We start from the raw sequence: 16,937 nt of genomic DNA, 5'->3' as shown, positions 1-16,937 counted from the left end.
TCTTGAAGCAACTCAGCCAGCAGTACGAGACGCTTGGCGAAGTGCTCTTGCTCCTGCTGCGTCAGCTCGTCAGCCACCAGGGGTTAGCCGTCTGGTGTAGGACTGCGCCCCCGACGACGGTGATCTCTCGAAGGAAGCTGCTTTGAAGCAACGGATGGTCACTGAGTTGTTCAAGCGAGGCAACAACGACGTGCTTGGCCTCCGAGCGCTGAAGCTCGCACAACAGCTCATCGAGAGCGGCCATCGCACCACCCTGCTCGTGGAAGATGATCGCCAGACAGTAACCCTCAGCGTCGGCGAAGGTAATCAACTGCTTTTCGATCAGCCGGACTTCTTTGTCGGCCATGTCATCGGTAACCCGCATGTAGCCGTAGATCAGGGGCTTCACGGTCACTCCCGCACCGTGGGTGACGGGGCTGGCGGCGGGTTGTCCTGCACCGCGACCAGCCCCGTCGGCTTATGACTCGCTGGGTCCTGCGAAGAAGCTCATCAACCGATCACGGATGAGCCCTGCAACCTGCTCGGGTGGACGCTGATTGCAGTCCACTCGAAGCACGTCAAACCCGGCCTGGACCAACCGTTCCGTGGCCTGGCGGTAGAAGTGGACTTCTGCGTGCGAGCTGCCCGGCGAGAGCTGGAACCGGTTGTGCGCACCTCGTTCGTTCAACCGCTCCGAGATCACCTCGGGGTCAGCCTCAAGGATCACCGCGAGGTCGGGACGTTCTACCTCGGCGTTGAGCTGCCACAGGAACGCTGGATCGATGCCGTCAAACCGCTGCATCACCAGACCCGAGGGGATGAACCGGTCGCTGATGACGGTTCGTCCTTCCTCTATGTGTGGCCGAACCTCGGTCTCAACATGGTGGTACCTGTCTGCCGCGTACAAGCACGCCAGGGCATGACCGGTGACCGTTTCGGTCAACTCCCGGCAGAGTCCACCGATAGGTCCTTGCGACGGCTCAGCAGTCACGTGGACGTCTTCACCACCGGCAACGAGCATCTGCGCCAGGTGGCTCACGATCGTGGACTTACCGGCACCGCTGGGACCGTCGATGCTGACGAACACACCCCGGGGGTGATCAGAAAAGGGCCGGAGCTTCATGCTTGCCCCCTCGCGGCGGTTGATCCCGCAGAGCTTCCAGCGACAGGGGTCCGTCAGCAGACTGCGACGCAATGTGGATGAACAGACGTGCTGCCATCAAGGCGTCGTAGGTGGCCCGGTGAGGCTTGAGGTCTGACGGAACACCATCCGCCAGGTTGAACTCCTCGACCAGTGAGCCGAGCCGGTAACTCGGCTGGCCGGGCATCAAGCGACGGCTCAGCTTGAGCGTGTCGAAGACCTCAACGGGTGCCCAGTTGTCGAGCTTGCGTTGAAGCACACTGACATCCACGTGGGCGTTGTGTGCGACCAGGGCGTCAGCTTCCAAGGCACGTCGTACGTCACCCTTGATGCTCTCGAACAACGGCAGGCCAGCAACCTGTTCGTTGGTGATGCCGTGAATGCTCTCGGCCATCGGCTTGATCCGGGTGAGCGGCCGAACCAACCAACTCGACAGCTCTCCGATGACGCCGCCGACGATCCGGACCACGGCCAGCTCCACCAGGTCCGGCGGTTGGTAGCCGTTGCCCTCAACATCGACCACCACGTAGTTGAGGCTCGTCCAGTCAGTCACGTCGTCTCTGCCTTCCATCCGATTTCGGCTCGACCGTGTCGCCGGTCGTGGTGGGGGTGCCGAACATCGTGGACCTGGAACCCGAGCGCGTGTTGCAGGTAGTAGCGCGGCTGTTCCTCGCTGAGTCCGGAGACCACGGCGGCACCCTCAGTGATGTCAACGACCACCAGGCCGCTTGCGTCAGACAAGGTGCTGGCAACCTCGTGAATCCGGTCCGGGGTCGGGATGCGGTGTGCCGCCAGGCAGAGATCCAACTGACTCAACGGGCAGATGTCGCAGAGTTCACGGACGCCGTAGTGCCCGTTGTAGTCCGGCTCACCATGTGCGTACGACACTGCGCAGGAGGTCTTGCGGAACAACGAGTCGCTGCCGGCGAAGGTTGAAAGGACGCGCCTTTCCAATGTCTCCGGAACGATCTTGCGGCGCGCGGTCTCGTCGTACGGCTCAGGCAGGTTGTTCGCCCGGTAGTAGTCCGCGATCTCGTTCCGGTAGAACAGGCCGGTGAACACCGTCGCGTCGGCACGCTGACTCAACTCGTATGCTCGATCGAGGTGTTCTGGTGAGTCGTTGAGACCAGGCACCAACGGCCGCCAGTACAGAACCGTGCGGTAACGACGACCCACAGCTGCACTCATGATCTTGAGGGACTGCGCTGCCACCTCGGACGGGTAGGGCTCGATCTTTTTGTTGTCGATGCCCGAATAGGTGAACAGCAGCGTGACCTTGAGGTTGCGCAGGCCGTTGAGGCGCACCGCGTCTTCGGTCTTCATCTGGTGGCGGGTGATCACCAGCACGTGGTTGTGGAGGCCCCGTGCGTCCAGGTCCTCCAGCACCGCGAAGGTGTGGGGACGGACGGCGGGCAGGAACGGACCGGTGGCCCGGTTGAACAACTGCACCGGGGTCACGTCCGGCTGGAAGTAGCGGTGATTCACCAGCTCAGCCACGACCTGAGCGTCGGTCATGAGGGCACGCGGTTGGCGCTGGTCCCACAAACCGTAGGTGTGTCGGATGCAGTACGCGCAGTCCAGGGGGCACCCCTGGATGTGGTTCAGGCTGAGTCCGCTCTTGCGGTACTCGACCACTTCACGGGCACGTGCGGGTAAGCGGGCGATCTGCTCACTGGTGAGCAGCGGTACGAACGTGGCCACCTAGTTCTCCCAAGATCCCAGGGGGAAGCGGACGCGGTTCGCGTCCTGAAAAGGAGAGTAGGGCTAACGGACGTATTCGAATAGAAAGTTTCTCGGTATTTCTAGCGACTCCACGATCGATACCAGGCCGCCGAAATCAGGAGCCATCCTCCGGCGCGAGATCATCGATCACCCGGGTAATGATCGTTCGAGCCGCCCGGCCATAGCTGGCGACGGCGGCGAGCTGGTCAAAGACGCTGCCGTACAGCTCGACCTCTTGCGGCTGGGCAAGGTTCAGCTCAGCAGAGAAGGTCTCCACCATCACGAGGTCGTTGTCCAGAAGCCAGAAGCCATGAGCGGGCGCAACCACGTATGCCGTCTCGAACCCGATGATGCCCAGCTTCACGTTCGGCAGCGCGGCGAATGAGATCAGCCGATCAAGCTGACCGAGCATCACGTCTGGGGCACAGAGCCTATAGCGCAGCGCAGCTTCCGTAAGAATGAAATGGAATCGTCTGTCGCTGCGGTACAAGACTTCCTGACGGCGAACGCGCTCTGCAACTGCCTCGTTGATGTCGTTGCGCACCTTGAACACGGTGATGCTCTGGGCAAAGCGTGCTCGGGCGTAGTCTGCGGTCTGAAGAAGGCCAGGGATAAAGGTGGCCTCGAAAGCACGGTAGTAACGGGTCTTCGCGTCAAGCCCAATGAGGTCTTGCTGATGCTTCTTGAGACCGGTCTTGATCTGCCGTTGCCACTCGGAGTGTTGGCTTTCAAGCGTGTGCAGCGACGCCAGGAGTGCATCAGCCTGCGCCTCACTGCCAGTCTCCCGGGTCCAACCTCGGATGTCGTCGTCGGTTGGTGTTTGGTGGCCGTTCTCCAACTTGGAGATCTTGGAGGCTGGCCATGCCAACGACTCCGCCAGCTGCCGTCCAGTCAGGTTCGCCTGCTGGCGTAGCTCACGGAGTCGTTGGCCGAGTGCGACACGTGCCTCACGCACGCTCGCGACGTCGGTGGATCTAATCGGTGGCAAAGTCATCCCGTCGTACAGCGTAGTGCCAAGCGGCATCACGCCAGTAGTTGTGCTGCACGATCACGGCGGGGTCCTCGATGATTTCACCGCCCAAGAAGTTCTCGTCGTCATCGAAGTGCATCCGCACCAGCTTGCGCGAGTCGAACAACCAGTAGTCGTAATCTGGAAGCTCGGCCACTTCACCACGGGGCAGGTAACGGATGTCTTCGCCCGCCGCGTTGGTGTGCTGGGAACAGTACACACCGAAGCGGCTGTAGTCGGTGAGCGGCAGACTCACCACACGCACGCGGGAAAAACGACGTCCCTTGTCCGACGCATCACGGATCATGCCCAGCCAGTTCTGAAACCAGCCCAGTTCAACGGGCTCGCCCGCAACGAACTGACGAAGGGCTTCGGACTCGTTGGCGGACTTGTATTGGTCCCGCGTTTCCAGCCGAAATGCCGTGTGCTCGAAGGTGCGAAAGAGCTGACCGAACTCAGCTCCGACGATGAGGCTCAGTGTTCTCCCTCCTGCTCCAAGTAGCGGAGGGCGTACATCTTGAGGACTTCCTCCGGGATCTCGATCAGCGTCTCGTGGTCCGGCACCTCGCCGACGTCCGCCAGCGCCTCGGGGTCAACCACCTTCCACCCCTGAGCGAGGTAGGTCTTGCGGTCGGTGCGGTCGGTGGCGAACAGGGTAGGCGAGTTGCCTTCCTGGGACTCCGGGTCCTTGCCAAGGAATCGTGCGCGCATGGGCACTCCCTTTTTGAAGGTTCGAGAAAGATTCTCGCTCCGCATCGTGCATGCGGTTGTTCCCACGGGTCAAGGGCACGTCCCCCCGGACCACCCAGAAGCGATCCGAACCGGCCATGATCATCTTCGGTCCGACGAACCGACTCGGGACACCCCAGGACCAGCCCCGGCAGACTGCCTAGCAAGATCAATTCGCAACCACGGGCGTCGGCGCGACCACGTCGCTCGCCATGACCCCGAAGGGGGTGACCCGGTGCCCGGCTATCCCCCTGAGCTGTGGGAACGGCCCTCTAGCAAGATCAAATTTGGCTCGTGGCCTCCCGCAGCTGGCGGAACACCTCCGCCAAACGTGATGTAGTCCACTGGGCGTTCAGGCCGCTGGGGTTGGGCAGGACCCAGACCTGGGTGTCGCCCAGGTCGTCCGGCTGCCGACCGACGGCGGCGTGCCGGTGGCCGAAGGCGGTGCGGTAGGCACCGATGCCCAGCACGGCCAGGGCCCGGGGCCGCAGCCTGGTGACCCGTTCGGCCAGCTCCAGGCCGCCGGTGCGGTATTCGTCGGCGGTAAGTTCATCGGCCTTGGCCGTCGCCCGGGCGACGACATTGGTGATCCCCAGTCCGAGGGCCAGCAGTTCGCCCTGTTCGTCGGGGCGGAACTGGCGGGGAGTGAAGCCCGCGCGGTACAGCGCGGGCCAGAAGCGGTTGCCGGGGCGGGCGAAGTGGTGGCCGGTGGCCCCTGACCACAGGCCGGGGTTGATCCCGCAGAAGAGCACCCGGAGCCCGGGGCCGGTCACGTCCGGAATGGTCGTGCCGTGGGCTCGGGCCAGTTGCTCGGCGTTCGGCCGGAAGGGAGTGGGCTGAGTCTGCACCGGCACAGTCTGCCAGCGCCGGGGCGGGTCGCGGCGGCGCCCCGGGCGCTCGGTCGGGCCCGGGAGGGCGGGAACGAGAACCCGGCCGCGCGGCTAGCCCGAACGGGTCTGCTGACCGCTCGGCCCGACGTGACCGCTCGGCCCGACATGACCGCTCAGCCCATCGTGACCGCTCAGCCCCTCGTGACCGCTCAGGCGCTCTTGACCAGGGAGAGGTCGAACTCAAGGACGACCTTGTCGCCGACCAGTACGCCGCCGGTCTCCAGCGGGGCGTTCCAGGTGATGCCGTAGTCCTGGCGGCTGATGGTGTGCGTGCCCTCGAAGCCCAGCCGCTTGTTGCCGAACGGGTCGGTGGCCGCGCCCTGGTAGTCGAACTCCAGGGTGACCGACTTGGTGACGCCCTTGATGGTCAGGTCGCCGGCCAGGGTGACGTTGTCGGCGCCGTTCAGCTTGGCCGAGGTGGACACGAAGGTGATCTCCGGGTGCTGCTCCACGGCCAGGAAGTCGTTGGTGCGCAGGTGGCCGTCGCGGTCGGCGTTGCCGGTGTCGATGCTGACCACCTGGATGGTGACGTTCGCCGAGGACTTCGAGGGGTCGTCCGCGTCGATGGTGACGGTGCCGGACACGTCGTTGAAGGAGCCGCGGACCTTGGTCACCATCGCGTGGCGGGCGACGAAGCCGAGGCGGCTGTGGGCCGGGTCGATGGTGTAGCTGCCGGACAGGTCGGGGGTGATGGCGGTGGTCATACCGAGCTCCTCTGGCGAGTGGTTGTTGAAGTTTCATCTACATCGTAGCGGTGTTCGGTGACACGTCAACCAATGTGGCTAGACTGACGTCATGAACAGTTCCGACACCACCACCTGGCTCGATGACACGCAAGGGCACGCCTGGCGGAGCTTCCTGCGGATGCACACCCAGCTCATGGCCCGGCTCGGCCGCCAGCTCCAGACCGACTCGGACCTCTCGCTGGCCGACTTCGACGTGCTGGTGCAGCTGACGGACATAGCCGACGGCAGGTTGCGGGTGCTGGAACTGGCGAAGGCGCTGCGCTGGGAGAAGAGCCGGCTGTCGCACCACCTCGGCCGGATGGTCGGCCGCGGCCTGATCGACCGCGAGGACTGCCCCAACGACCGGCGCGGGTCCTTCGTGGTGATCACCCCGCAGGGCCGGGAGGCGATCGAGGCGGCGGCGCCCACGCATGTGGCCACGGTGCGCCGACTGGTCTTCGACGCGCTCACCCCGGAGCAGGTGGCGGCGCTGGCGTCGGTGTCCGAGGAGGTGCTGCGGCAGTTGGAGGAGCCGCCCGCCGCCTGAACCGGCCCCTGAACCGGCCCCTCGACCGCCGGGCCGGTCACCCGGCCGGTACCGGCGGGGTCGCGCGCTGCGCCGAAGCGGTGAATGCTGGAGCAGTCCCGACAGGCGCGCCCTGCCGACCATCGACGCCCGGACACCGAGGAGCAGCTGATGACGAAGGACAAGCACCCCGACTACCGCCCGGTGGTCTTCCGGGACCGTTCGGCCGGCTACGCCTTCCTGACCCGGTCCACCGCCGCCAGCGACCGGACCATCGAGTGGGACGACGGGCAGGTCTACCCGGTGGTCGACGTGGAGATCTCGGCGGAGAGCCACCCGTTCCACACCGGCAAGGCCAGGGCGGTGGACCCGGAGGGCGAGATCGCGAAGTTCCAGCGCCGGTACGGCGGCGCGGAGACCGACGCGGTGCGCCTGCCCACGCCGGACGAGGTCACCCCGGACCGGAAGCTGCACACCGGCGCCGAGGGTGAGGTCTCGGCCGAGGACCTGGTGCAGGCCAGCGGACGGGACCTGACCCCGGCGAACCTGGAGTGGGCGCGCCGGAAGCTGGCCGAGGAGGGCCGTCTGGCCGTGGAGAAGCAGCTGCCCTGACCGCCCGTGCCGCCCGCCCCGCCCCGCGCGCCGGATGACCGGCTGTCCGCAGGACCGGGCGAGCGACGGGGCGAGCGACCGGGCGAGCGAGGGGCGGCGGCGGGCCCCACCGAGGAGCGGGTCAGTGGCCGCGGGCGATCCAGTCCGCCAGGTCCGGGGCCTCCGCGCCGATGGTGGTGGTGTCGCCGTGACCGGTGTGGACGACGGTCCCGGCCGGGAGGGTGAGCAGTCGGTCGCGGATCGAGTCGATGATCGTCGGGAAGTGCGAGTAGGACCGGCCGGTGGCCCCCGGTCCGCCGTGGAACAGGGTGTCGCCGGAGAACAGCGCGTTCAGCTCCGGCGCGTACAGGCAGACCGCGCCCGGGCTGTGTCCCGGGGTGTGCAGCACGGTGAGCGAGATGCCCGCGACGTCGATCCGCTGGCCGTCGGCGAGGGGCGCGTCCGGGGCCCGGTCCGGGTGGGTCTGCTGCCACAGCGGCAGGTCGTCGGGGTGCAGCAGCACCGGGGCGCCGGTGCGCTCGGCGAGCGCCGGGGCCGCGTCGACGTGGTCGTTGTGGGCATGGGTGGAGACGATGGCGAGCAGCCGCCGGGTGCCGACGGCTGCGGCGATGGCCTCGGCGTCGTGGGCGGCGTCGATGACCACGGCCTCGGTGTCGTCGCCGACGATCCAGACGTTGTTGTCGACCTCCCAGCTGCCGCCGTCGAGGTCGAAGGTACCGGAGGTGGTCAGCTGTTCGATGCGGGCGTCGGCGGCGGCCATCAGAGCAGCACCACCGAACGCAGGACCTCGCCCCGGCTCATCCGGGCGAAGGCGGCCTCGACCCCGTCAAGCGGGATGGTCTCCGAGACGAAGGCGTCCAGGTCGAGTCGGCCCTGGAGGTAGAGGTCGATCAGGGTGGGGAAGTCCCGCGAGGGCAGGCAGTCGCCGTACCAGGAGGACTTGAGCGCGCCGCCGCGGCCGAAGACGTCGAGCAGCGGCAGTTCCAGGGTCATCTCCGGGGTGGGCACGCCGACCAGGACGACGGTACCGGCCAGGTCGCGGGCGTAGAACGCCTGCTTGTAGGTCTCCGGGCGGCCGACGGCCTCGATCACCACGTCCGCGCCGTTGCCGCCGGTGAGCGCGCGGACCGCCTCGACCGGGTCATCGGTGCGGGAGTTGACCGTGTGGGTGGCGCCCAGGCGGAGCGCGGTGGTGAGCTTCCGGTCGTCGACGTCGACGGCGATGATCCGGGACGCGCCCGCGAGCCGGGAGCCCATGATGGCGGCGTTGCCGACGCCGCCGCAGCCGATGACGGCCACGGTGTCGCCGCGGCCGACGTTGCCGGTGTTGACGGCGGCGCCGAGCCCGGCCATCACCCCGCAGCCGAGCAGTCCGGCGGCGGCCGGGGAGGCGGTGGGATCGACCTTGGTGCACTGTCCGGCGGCGACCAGGGTCTTGTCGGCGAAGGCACCGATGCCCAGGGCGGGCGACAGTTCGGTGCCGTCCTCCAGGGTCATCCGCTGCTTGGCGTTGTGGGTGGCGAAGCAGTACTGCGGCCGTCCGCGCCGACAGGCCCGGCACTGGCCGCAGACGGCACGCCAGTTCAGGATGACGAAGTCGCCGGGCGCGACCTCGGTGACGCCCTCGCCCACGGACTCGACGATCCCGGCGGCCTCGTGGCCGAGCAGGAACGGGAACTCGTCGTTGATGCCGCCCTCGCGGTAGTGCAGGTCGGTGTGGCAGACGCCGCAGGCCTGGACCTTGACCACGGCTTCACCGGGACCGGGGTCGGGCACCAGGATCGTCTCGATCCGAACCGGCTCGCCCTTGCCGGGCGCGATCACACCGCGTACTCGCTGGGCCATGTCTGCTGTTCTCCCTCGACGTGTCCGGCTCGGCGCGGGGCGCCGAGTTGTGTCGTCGGCGCCCCGGGTGGCGTGGCGCCGACGGGCGTCCGGCACGGGTGGCCGGACGGCGGTGCGGGTGCGCGGACGGTCGGGCCGCCAGGATGGCCCGGCCGTCCGCTGCCCCCACTCTGCCCGATCCGGCAGTGGATCACGACGTGCCGACCCCGCCCGCCGGGCCGAGCCGCCCTCGGCGGGCGGCGGCCGGCCCCGCACGCCACTTCCGGTCCGATGCCGAGCGTGGTACCCCTGACGGAATATGACGACCCGTCAGTTTTGGAGGTGGACACCCGTGACCGTGACCACACTGCGCTTCAACCAGGTGGTCCCCGGCTTGGACCGGAGCGAGGTGGCCGCCCGCTACCGGGCCACCGTGGAGATGGCCGGGTACGCGGACGCCAGGGGGTTCGATCTGGTCAGCCTGGAGGAGCACCACGGCGCCGACGACGGCTGGAGCCCGTCGCCGCTGGTCACCGCCGGGGCGGTGTTCGGCGCCACCCGGCGGGTGCGGGTGATGCTGTGCGCGATCATCACCCCGCTCTACGACCCGCTGCGGCTGGCCGAGGATCTGGCGGTGCTGGACCATCTGGGCGGCGGGCGGCTCACCGTGGTCGCCGGGATCGGCTACCGGCCCGAGGAGTACGCCCTGCTCGGCCGGGACTGGGCGGCGCGCGGCGCGGCCCAGGACGAGGCGCTGGCCACGCTGCTGGCGGCGTGGCGCGGGGAGCCCTTCGCGTACCGGGGCCGGACGGTGCGGATCACCCCGCCGCCGCTCACCCGGCCGCATCCGGGGCTGCTGGTCGGCGGTTCCTCGCGGGTGGCCGCGCGGCGCGCGGTACGGCTGGGCCTGCCGCTGTTCCTGGCCGCGCACCTGCCGGAGGTCGCCGCCTACTACGACCGGCTGGCCGCCGAGGCGGGGCTGCGGCACGGCTTCGCGCTGCTGCCGCCGGAGCGGACCCGGGTGGTGCACTGCACCGAGGACCCGGACCGGGCCTGGGCCGAGTACGGCAGGCACTTCCTGCACGAGGCCAGGACCTATGCGGGCTGGCAGGCGGCGGGCGTCTCCTCGGTGGTGAGGTCGTCCGCGCGGACCCCGGCCGAGCTGCGGGCGGAGGGGATCTACAGCTGCCTCACCCCCGAGGAGTGCCTGGAGATCGCCCGCGCCGAGGGTCCGTCGGGCGCGCTGGTGCTGCATCCGCTGTGCGGAGGGCTGCCGGTGGCGGCGGGCTGGGAGAGCCTGCGGCTGTTCGGCGAGGCGGTGCTCCCCCGGCTCGCCGAGCGCTGAGCGGCCGACGGGCCGCTGTCATTACTTGGCGAGGCGGCCGAGCAGTGAGGAGGCCGCCAGGATGCCCAGCAGCGCGGCGACGACCAGCACCGTGAAGTCCGTCAGCAGGTGCGAGGGGACACCGAGCAGCAGTCCGCGCAGCGCGTCCACCTGGTAGCTGAGCGGGTTGCACTTGCTGATCGCCTGCAGCCAGCCGGGCATCACGCTGACCGGGTAGAGCGCGCTGGAGCTGAAGAACAACGGCATCGTGATCGCCTGGCCGATGCCCATGAGCCGGTCGCGGGTGAGCACGATCCCGGCGATGGTCATCGACAGGCAGGAGAAGAAGGCGCCGCCGAGGATCACCACCAGCGCCACCGCGATCAGCTTCAGCGGGTTCCAGGTCAGGCCGACGCCGAGCAGCGCGGCGATGACGACCACCACCACCGCCTGGATGGTCGCCTTCACCCCGGCGGCGAAGGCCTTGCCGGTGACCAGCGCGGCCCGCGGGGTCGGCGTGACCAGCAGCTTGGTGAGGACCCCGGCGTCCCGCTCCCAGATGATCATGATGCCGTAGAAGATGGCGATGAACATCGCCGACTGCGCGATGATGCCCGGCGCGAGGAAGTCCAGGTAGGGGATGCCGCCGGTGGGTATCGCGTGCAGCCGGGTGAAGGTCTCGCCGTAGATCAGCAGCCACAGGGCGGGCTGGATGGCGCGGGTGTAGAGCTCGGTCCGGTCGTGGCGCAGCTTCTGGAGCTCCACGATGCACATCGCGCCGACCCGGGCCGGGACCACCCGCCAGCCGGTCCTGGGCCGGGGTGCGGTCAGCAGCAGGCTGAGCGCGGGACCGGCGGTGGCTCCGACAGCAGTCTCAGCGGACGCGGTTCGCGGTGTTGCGGGTACGGCGGACATCGCGGAAATCCTCTCCATCGGACTGGTTGTCGGCGCCCTGGAGGCCGCTGCCCGCGTGGTAGCGGAAGACGTCCTCCAGGGTGGGCGCGGTGAACTCGCCCGGCAGGTCGGCCTTGAGCTGGTCGGGGGTGCCGAGCGCGCGGATCCGGCCCTTGTGCATCAGGGCGACGCGGTCGCAGTACTGCTCGGCCTCGTCCATGTAGTGGGTGGTGACCAGGACGGTCATCCCGGTGGCGTTCTTGATCTCGGTGATCCGGTCCCAGACGCTGGTGCGGGCGATCGGGTCGAGGCCGATCGTGGGCTCGTCCAGGATCAGCAGCCGGGGTGCGCTGACCAGGGCCTGGGCCAGTTCCAGGCGGCGGACCATGCCGCCGGAGAAGGTCCCGGCGAGCCGGTGCGCGTCGCCGCTGAGGGCGACCGCCGCCAGCGCCTCGTCGACTCGGGCCTCCCGCTCGCGGCGGGGGACGTCGTACACCCGGGCGAACAGCGAGACGTTCTCCCGGCCGGTGAGTCCGGCGTCGGCCGAGAGCTGCTGCGGCACGTAGCCGAGCAGCCGCCGGACGGCCATCCGGTCCTTGGTCACGTCGGTGCCGAAGACCTGGATCATGCCGGAGGGGACCGGCAGCAGCGTGGTGATCGCCCGGATCGCGGTGGTCTTGCCCGCGCCGTTCGGGCCGAGCAGCCCGAAGGTCTCCCCGGTGCGGACGGTCAGGTCGAGGTCGTCGACGGCCCTGGTGTCGCCGAAGGCGTACCGCAGGCCGGTACAGCGCACGGCCGCGGCCTGCGCCTCGGCGGACCGGTCGGGATCTGTGCTCATTCCCCCTCCAACTCCTCGTGCAGGCTCGCGGCGAGCCTGCGCAGCGCGGGGACGGCCTCGGCGAGCGCCGTCCGGTCGTGCTCGGTCAGTCCGGCGACCTGCCGCCGCACCAGTGCGCTGCGGCGGGCGTCCCAGTCGACCAGGCGGTCGGCCGCCTCGGCGGTGATGGTGAGCCGGACCGCCCGGCGGTCCCCGGGGTCGGTCCGGCGTTCCAGCAGCCCGGCCGCCACCAGCTGGTTGACCAGCGTGGAGACGGAGTTCCCGGCGAGGTGGAGTTCCCTGGCGGCGGCGGAGACGCCGATGCCGGGCCGCGCGCCGACCAGCCGCAGCAGCTCCACCTGCGCGCCGCGCAGTCTGGGCCCGGCCAGGTCCTGCCGCAGCCTGCGGCGGACCACCCGGTGGATGCCGACCAGCAGTTCACCGAAATCCTCGGGCACCTCAGCCTCGGACATACAGTAATTTTAGCTCCTGATAAGAGCTAACTTCCAGAGGGCGAGGGGGAATCGCTGTGAAGCGAGCGGCAACGGGGGCACTTCTGGGACTGGCGTTCGGGGATGCCATGGGCTTTCCCACCGAGTTCAACAGCGTGCCGGAGATCATCGCGAAGTGCGGCCCCTGGCAGCGGATGCCGCTGCCGCTGGCGTCCGGGACGGCGTACGTCACCGACGACACCCAGATGACGCTGGCCCTCGGCGAGGGCCTGGTCGCGGCGCTGGCCACGGGACCGCTGACGGCCCAGCGGATGGAACCGCCGGTGCGCGCGGCGTACCTGGAGTGGTGGCGCTCGCCGGAGAACAACCGGGCGCCCGGGATGACCTGCCTGCGGGCCTGCGAGGCGCTCAGCCGGGGCGGCGTCTGGCAGGACGCCAGCGTGATCCATTCCAAGGGCTGCGGGGCGAACATGCGGGTCGCGCCGCTCGGGCTGGTCCCCGGGCTGACCCAGGAGCAGCGCTCCGGCGCCGCCCAGTTGCAGTCCGCGCTGACCCACGGCCACCCCACCGCACTGGCCGCCAGCGAGCTGACGGCGCAGGCGGTGTGGCTGCTCGCCGGGGGCGCCGCGCCCGGCGAGCTGCTGCCGCTGCTGCGGGCGCACGCCCGGGAGAACCGGGAGCGCTACCTCGGGGACTGGCTGGGCGACCTGGCGCTGCGCGCGCAGGATCCGACGCCCGGGCTGTTCATCAGCCGGGGCTGGGACGAGTGCCTGGCCGTACTGGACCGGCTGGAGGCGGCGCTGGCCTCCCCCGATCCGGAGGCCGACCCCTGCCTGGCCACCGGAGAGGGCTGGATCGCCGAGGAGGCGCTGGCCACCGGGCTGCTGTGCTTCCTGCTGTTCCCGGACGACCCGCGGGCCGTGGTCCGCCGGGGCGCCTGCTCCTCCGGTGACTCGGACTCGATCGCCGCCCTGGCCGGGGCCTTCGCCGGGGCGCATCTGGGCGCGGACGCCTGGCCGCGGGAGTGGACCGAGGTCGTCGAGTACCGCGAGCGGCTGCTGGCGCTCGGCGCGGCCTGGGACGTCCGCGACTGACCGTCGGCCCCCTCGGACCGGGGGTCCCGGTCAGCGCTCGGCGGCGCTGACCGGGACGTCCGGGTCGCGGAACCAGGAGCCCTGGACCGCCCACTGGATGAGCATCAGCACCACGCCCAGCAGCAGCGAGCCGATGCCGATCACGGTGACGCCGCCGGTGTCGCCGACGATCGGCAGGTTGATCGAGGTGAAGCCGTAGCTGGGGTCGGCGTAGACGTCGAAGGCCGCGTAGCAGAAGAAGTAGAGCAGCATCAGGCCGCCCACCAGCGGCATGAAGCCCTTCACCCAGAAGTCCCGGGCGCTGCGGGTCAGCACCTTGCGGAAGTACCAGAAGCAGGAGAAGCCGGTCAGGCCGTAGTAGAAGGCGATGCCGAGGCCGACCGAGGAGATGGAGTCCGAGAGCACGTTGGTGCTGATCTTCACCAGCATCACGTAGAAGGCGATCGAGACCAGGCCCATGCCCACGGTGGACCAGGTCGGGGTGAGGAAGCGGCGGTGCACCTCGCCGAACTTGGCCGGGATGGCCTTGTGCATGGCCATCGAGAAGCTGGTGCGGGCGGTGGGCAGGATGGTGGTCTGGGTGGACGCCGCCGAGGAGGTCAGCACCATGAAGATCAGCAGCTTGGCCAGGAACCAGCCCAGGCCGTGGCTGCCGAAGACGGCGTTGCCCAGGCCGGAGAGCACGTCGCCGGAGTTGGCGGGGTTGGCCAGGCCGATGCCCTTGGCGCCGACCCCGGCGAAGGCCTGCGCCGAGGTGGACACCAGTGCGTAGATGATCAGCAGCAGCACGGTGGAGATCACGGCGGCGCGCCCCGGGGTGCGCTCCTTGTCCTCGGTCTCCTCGTTCACCGAGACGGCGGTGTCCCAGCCCCAGTAGATGAACACGGCGGCCAGGATGCCCGAGGTGAAGGCGCCGGAGGAGTGCACGTCGAAGGGGTTGAACCAGGATCCGGCGATGTGCAGCGAGCCGGCCGGGGCGTGCCGGGAGTACACCTTGACCAGCGCGACCACCGAGAAGACCGCGAGCATGAACACCTCGACGCAGAGCAGCCAGCGTTGCAGCGCCGCCGAGACCTCGATGCCGACGTAGCAGATGGCGGTCATCACGATGATCCAGATGACCCCGGCGACGGTGGTCCACAGGGTGCTGGAGGACAGGTTCGGGAAGCCGAACAGCTGGAAGCCGTAGGCTCCGGCGATCTGCGCCAGGTTCGCCATCACGATCACGTCGGCGACGATGATGCCCCAGCCGCCCATCCAGCCGGTACGCGGACCGAAGGCGCGGGCGGCCCAGGTGAAGGTGGTGCCGCAGTCCGGGTCGACCTCGTTGAGCTCCTTGTAGGCGTAGGCGATCAGCAGCATCGGGATGAACGCCAGGATGGTGATGATCGGCGCCTGGAGGCCGACCCCGGCCACGATCAGGCCGAGGGTCGCGGCCAGGCTGTAGGCGGGGGCGGTGGAGGCCAGACCGATGGCGATGGAGGAGAAGAGCCCGAGCGCGTTGCCCTTCAGCCCTTTCTCCCCGGCGCCCGAGCCGGTGGTGGTGACGACGGGGGGTGTGTCGAGCGGTGAGCTCATCGGGGACCAGTGCCTTTCGCGGTCGGGCCGGGGGCGCGGACGGCGGAGCGCAGCGCTGAGCGGGCCGGTTTCTGACGCCGACTCAGTCAACGGATGGTAGACCCGGCGGCCCGGCGGACAGCAGAGGCAGGGCGCTGCGCACTCCCCGGGAACGGGTCGGAGGACCAGCGCTGCGCCAGACGGCCCACACCGGTCCGTCAGCCGGGCGATCCGCCGGTGCGCCGACCGTGGGCCCGGGCGGTGGCGGCCAGGAAGACGGCGGAGGGCTCGCAGCCGTAGCGGAAGACCGCGCCGAGGCCCCGGACCACCGGGCGGTCCAGCAGGATCCGCAGCGGGGCCGGGCGCCGTACGTCCAGCATCCGGGCCGCCCAGTCCGGCAGCAGGTCGGTGGCGCCGTTGGTCAGCGCCCGCATCACCGCGCGCTCGGCACCGTCGCCGACCGCGCCGCTGAAGCCCCGCAGGAAGTCCACCGCCTGCGCGGCGGCCTCGGAGCGGACCAGTTCCGGGCGGACCAGCCGCAGGTACGCGCGCACCTCGGCGGTCGAGGCGGGTATCCCGGTGGCGCCCAGCCGTTCGGCGACGACGGCCACCCGGCGGAAGTACTCGTCGCACTCCCCCGGGGTCAGCGGGGTGCGGCTGTAGCGCTGGTGTCCGGTGAGGAAGCAGGCGGTCTCGGCGACGTGGACCCAGCGCAGCAGCGCCGGATCACCGGCGGCGTAGCCGCGGCCGTCCGGGGCGGTGCCCCGGACGTACTCGTGGATGTGCCGGACCCGGGCCAGTGCCGCCTCCGCCGCCTCGGTCGAGCCGAAGCTGGTCACCGAGACGAACCCGGCGGTCCGGTTGAGCCGCCCGACCGGGTCGCGGCGGAAGTCGGAGTGCTGGTCGACCCCGGCGATGGCCAGCGGGTGCAGCGACTGGAGCAGCAGCGCGGCGATGCCGCCGGTGAACATCCCGGGGAAGTCGCCGTGCACCCGCCAGACGACGCTGCCGGGGCCGAACAGGCCCGGGTCGCCGGCCGGGTGGTCGTAGCGGCCGAGGTCGAGGGCGCCGCCGTGCACGGTGGCGTTGACCCGCCTGCGGATGCGTTCCGCCCCTGGCCGTGCCATCACCGTCGCCCCCTTCTCCGCCGTGCCCGCCCGCTCCGGGGCGCCGCCGTCGACCCTACGCCGGTCGGCGGCGCTCCCGGGAGCGGGTGCGGGTACTGCTGCTGCTACTGGTCGGCCGGGTCGGCGTCGAGGACGGCCGACTCGGCCTCGGTCAGCAGCCGGGAGCGGATCAGGAAGCGCACGCCCTCCGGCGCCTCCAGCGAGAAGCCGCTGCCGCGCCCCGGCACCACGTCCACGGTCAGGTGGGTGTGCCGCCAGAGCGCGAACTGGGCCCGGGACATCCAGAACGTCACCGGCTCGGGCACCCCGGCGACGGACAGGGCGGCCAGCCGTACGTCGGCGGCTCCGGTGCGGAACTCCCCGGCCAGGTAGCACATGGGCGAACTGCCGTCACAGCAGCCGCCGGACTGGTGGAACATCAGCGGGCCGTTGGCCGCGTAGAGGGTGCGCAGCACCTCGGCTGCGGCCTCGGTGACGGCGACCCGGGAGACCTCGTCAGTGTCCGGCATGGCGGT

General features: G+C 69.6%; 20 protein-coding genes and 1 pseudogene. 4 read left to right on the top strand and 17 right to left on the bottom strand.

The annotated features are described in order from the left end of the window. Positions 1-61 precede the first annotated feature (61 nt). The 9 genes from GXP74_RS12325 to GXP74_RS12285 all read right to left on the bottom strand — a co-directional run bounded on the left by GXP74_RS12325 (position 62) and on the right by GXP74_RS12285 (position 6,174). Positions 62-394, bottom strand: a complete 333-nt coding sequence (locus tag GXP74_RS12325) for a recombinase family protein (RefSeq protein WP_182451528.1) — start codon at positions 392-394, stop codon at positions 62-64. Between the two features lie 63 nt (positions 395-457). Beyond that, on the bottom strand, positions 458-1,066 hold the full coding sequence (tmk, locus tag GXP74_RS12320) for a dTMP kinase (RefSeq protein WP_255528107.1): 609 nt from the start codon (positions 1,064-1,066) through the stop codon (positions 458-460). 13 nt (positions 1,067-1,079) lie between these two features. Beyond that, the gene (locus tag GXP74_RS12315) at positions 1,080-1,673 is read right to left on the bottom strand and encodes a 3'-5' exonuclease (protein ID WP_182451526.1); all 594 of its coding nucleotides are present in this window, start codon (positions 1,671-1,673) and stop codon (positions 1,080-1,082) included. Beyond that, on the bottom strand, positions 1,670-2,821 hold the full coding sequence (locus GXP74_RS12310) for a radical SAM protein (protein WP_182451525.1): 1,152 nt from the start codon (positions 2,819-2,821) through the stop codon (positions 1,670-1,672). Before GXP74_RS12310 ends, GXP74_RS12315 begins: the two co-directional genes overlap by 4 nt. Before the next feature lie 136 nt (positions 2,822-2,957). Continuing rightward, a complete protein-coding gene (locus tag GXP74_RS12305) occupies positions 2,958-3,836 on the bottom strand; it encodes a helix-turn-helix transcriptional regulator (protein WP_182451524.1) in 879 nt (292 codons plus the stop codon). Then, positions 3,817-4,320, bottom strand: a complete 504-nt coding sequence (locus GXP74_RS12300) for a DUF6879 family protein (RefSeq protein WP_370468549.1) — start codon at positions 4,318-4,320, stop codon at positions 3,817-3,819. Before GXP74_RS12300 ends, GXP74_RS12305 begins: the two co-directional genes overlap by 20 nt. Positions 4,321-4,325: 5 nt before the next feature. Further along, positions 4,326-4,562 carry a hypothetical protein gene (locus tag GXP74_RS12295; protein ID WP_182451523.1) on the bottom strand — a complete coding sequence of 79 codons (237 nt, stop codon included), beginning with the start codon at positions 4,560-4,562 and terminating at the stop codon, positions 4,326-4,328. Between the two features lie 299 nt (positions 4,563-4,861). After that, on the bottom strand, positions 4,862-5,362 hold the full coding sequence (gene mug, locus GXP74_RS12290; protein WP_225448601.1) for a G/U mismatch-specific DNA glycosylase: 501 nt from the start codon (positions 5,360-5,362) through the stop codon (positions 4,862-4,864). 257 nt (positions 5,363-5,619) lie between these two features. Continuing rightward, a complete protein-coding gene (locus GXP74_RS12285; RefSeq protein ID WP_182451521.1) occupies positions 5,620-6,174 on the bottom strand; it encodes a YceI family protein in 555 nt (184 codons plus the stop codon). Between the two features lie 91 nt (positions 6,175-6,265). Here GXP74_RS12285 and GXP74_RS12280 point away from each other — a divergent pair, with 91 nt between their 5' ends. After that, the gene (locus tag GXP74_RS12280; RefSeq protein WP_182451520.1) at positions 6,266-6,742 is read left to right on the top strand and encodes a MarR family winged helix-turn-helix transcriptional regulator; all 477 of its coding nucleotides are present in this window, start codon (positions 6,266-6,268) and stop codon (positions 6,740-6,742) included. A 150-nt stretch (positions 6,743-6,892) separates the two neighbouring features. Beyond that, a pseudogene (locus tag GXP74_RS40265) lies at positions 6,893-7,132 on the top strand (type B 50S ribosomal protein L31); the annotation flags it as partial. 322 nt (positions 7,133-7,454) lie between these two features. Here the strand turns inward: GXP74_RS40265 and GXP74_RS12270 are convergent. Beyond that, positions 7,455-8,093, bottom strand: coding sequence for an MBL fold metallo-hydrolase (locus GXP74_RS12270; protein WP_182451518.1), 639 nt, complete (start codon positions 8,091-8,093; stop codon positions 7,455-7,457). Then, the gene (locus tag GXP74_RS12265) at positions 8,093-9,178 is read right to left on the bottom strand and encodes an S-(hydroxymethyl)mycothiol dehydrogenase (RefSeq protein WP_182451517.1); all 1,086 of its coding nucleotides are present in this window, start codon (positions 9,176-9,178) and stop codon (positions 8,093-8,095) included. The genes GXP74_RS12270 and GXP74_RS12265 overlap by 1 nt, the downstream gene beginning before the upstream one ends. A 331-nt stretch (positions 9,179-9,509) precedes the next feature. On the opposite strand from GXP74_RS12265, the gene GXP74_RS12260 reads away from it, so the two are divergent. Then, complete coding sequence (locus tag GXP74_RS12260) at positions 9,510-10,502, top strand: LLM class flavin-dependent oxidoreductase (RefSeq protein ID WP_225447874.1); 993 nt, start codon at positions 9,510-9,512, stop codon at positions 10,500-10,502. Positions 10,503-10,523: 21 nt separating this feature from the next. On the opposite strand, the gene GXP74_RS12255 is transcribed toward GXP74_RS12260, so the two are convergent. The 3 genes from GXP74_RS12255 to GXP74_RS12245 are packed head-to-tail and all read right to left on the bottom strand — an operon-like array spanning position 10,524 to position 12,665. Then, complete coding sequence (locus GXP74_RS12255) at positions 10,524-11,396, bottom strand: ABC transporter permease (protein WP_182451515.1); 873 nt, start codon at positions 11,394-11,396, stop codon at positions 10,524-10,526. Further along, positions 11,356-12,213: an ABC transporter ATP-binding protein gene (locus tag GXP74_RS12250; protein WP_182451514.1), complete on the bottom strand. Its 858-nt coding sequence runs from the start codon at positions 12,211-12,213 to the stop codon at positions 11,356-11,358. Before GXP74_RS12250 ends, GXP74_RS12255 begins: the two co-directional genes overlap by 41 nt. Then, the gene (locus GXP74_RS12245; RefSeq protein ID WP_182451513.1) at positions 12,210-12,665 is read right to left on the bottom strand and encodes a MarR family winged helix-turn-helix transcriptional regulator; all 456 of its coding nucleotides are present in this window, start codon (positions 12,663-12,665) and stop codon (positions 12,210-12,212) included. The genes GXP74_RS12250 and GXP74_RS12245 overlap by 4 nt, the downstream gene beginning before the upstream one ends. A 50-nt stretch (positions 12,666-12,715) precedes the next feature. On the opposite strand from GXP74_RS12245, the gene GXP74_RS40260 reads away from it, so the two are divergent. Then, positions 12,716-13,738 (top strand): ADP-ribosylglycohydrolase family protein, encoded by a 1,023-nt coding sequence (locus GXP74_RS40260; RefSeq protein WP_304940935.1) that lies wholly within the window; start codon positions 12,716-12,718, stop codon positions 13,736-13,738. 30 nt (positions 13,739-13,768) lie between these two features. Here the strand turns inward: GXP74_RS40260 and GXP74_RS40255 are convergent, their stop codons facing one another. From GXP74_RS40255 to GXP74_RS12230, 3 genes are all read right to left on the bottom strand, one after another. Continuing rightward, the gene (locus GXP74_RS40255; RefSeq protein ID WP_225447872.1) at positions 13,769-15,316 is read right to left on the bottom strand and encodes an APC family permease; all 1,548 of its coding nucleotides are present in this window, start codon (positions 15,314-15,316) and stop codon (positions 13,769-13,771) included. A gap of 197 nt (positions 15,317-15,513) precedes the next feature. Continuing rightward, the gene (locus GXP74_RS12235; RefSeq protein WP_182451512.1) at positions 15,514-16,422 is read right to left on the bottom strand and encodes an oxygenase MpaB family protein; all 909 of its coding nucleotides are present in this window, start codon (positions 16,420-16,422) and stop codon (positions 15,514-15,516) included. Between the two features lie 104 nt (positions 16,423-16,526). Continuing rightward, the gene (locus GXP74_RS12230) at positions 16,527-16,931 is read right to left on the bottom strand and encodes a DUF779 domain-containing protein (protein ID WP_182451511.1); all 405 of its coding nucleotides are present in this window, start codon (positions 16,929-16,931) and stop codon (positions 16,527-16,529) included. Positions 16,932-16,937 lie beyond the last annotated feature (6 nt).

This window comes from Streptacidiphilus sp. P02-A3a (genome assembly GCF_014084105.1).
GTDB lineage: Bacteria > Actinomycetota > Actinomycetes > Streptomycetales > Streptomycetaceae > Streptacidiphilus.
This window is presented reverse-complemented; position numbering and strand designations above follow the sequence as displayed.

Bases quoted from the DNA above. Each gene is read 5' to 3' on its own strand.
- GXP74_RS12245 (WP_182451513.1), bottom strand. From the start codon at position 12,665: ATGTCCGAGGCTGAGGTGCCCGAGGATTTCGGTGAACTGCTGGTCGGC.
- GXP74_RS12235 (WP_182451512.1), bottom strand. From the start codon at position 16,422: ATGGCACGGCCAGGGGCGGAACGCATCCGCAGGCGGGTCAACGCCACC.
- GXP74_RS12280 (WP_182451520.1), top strand. From the start codon at position 6,266: ATGAACAGTTCCGACACCACCACCTGGCTCGATGACACGCAAGGGCAC.
- GXP74_RS12250 (WP_182451514.1), bottom strand. From the start codon at position 12,213: ATGAGCACAGATCCCGACCGGTCCGCCGAGGCGCAGGCCGCGGCCGTG.
- GXP74_RS12270 (WP_182451518.1), bottom strand. From the start codon at position 8,093: ATGGCCGCCGCCGACGCCCGCATCGAACAGCTGACCACCTCCGGTACC.
- GXP74_RS12265 (WP_182451517.1), bottom strand. From the start codon at position 9,178: ATGGCCCAGCGAGTACGCGGTGTGATCGCGCCCGGCAAGGGCGAGCCG.
- GXP74_RS12305 (WP_182451524.1), bottom strand. From the start codon at position 3,836: ATGACTTTGCCACCGATTAGATCCACCGACGTCGCGAGCGTGCGTGAG.
- GXP74_RS12230 (WP_182451511.1), bottom strand. From the start codon at position 16,931: ATGCCGGACACTGACGAGGTCTCCCGGGTCGCCGTCACCGAGGCCGCA.
- GXP74_RS12255 (WP_182451515.1), bottom strand. From the start codon at position 11,396: ATGTCCGCCGTACCCGCAACACCGCGAACCGCGTCCGCTGAGACTGCT.
- GXP74_RS40255 (WP_225447872.1), bottom strand. From the start codon at position 15,316: ATGAGCTCACCGCTCGACACACCCCCCGTCGTCACCACCACCGGCTCG.
- GXP74_RS12285 (WP_182451521.1), bottom strand. From the start codon at position 6,174: ATGACCACCGCCATCACCCCCGACCTGTCCGGCAGCTACACCATCGAC.
- GXP74_RS12295 (WP_182451523.1), bottom strand. From the start codon at position 4,562: ATGCGCGCACGATTCCTTGGCAAGGACCCGGAGTCCCAGGAAGGCAAC.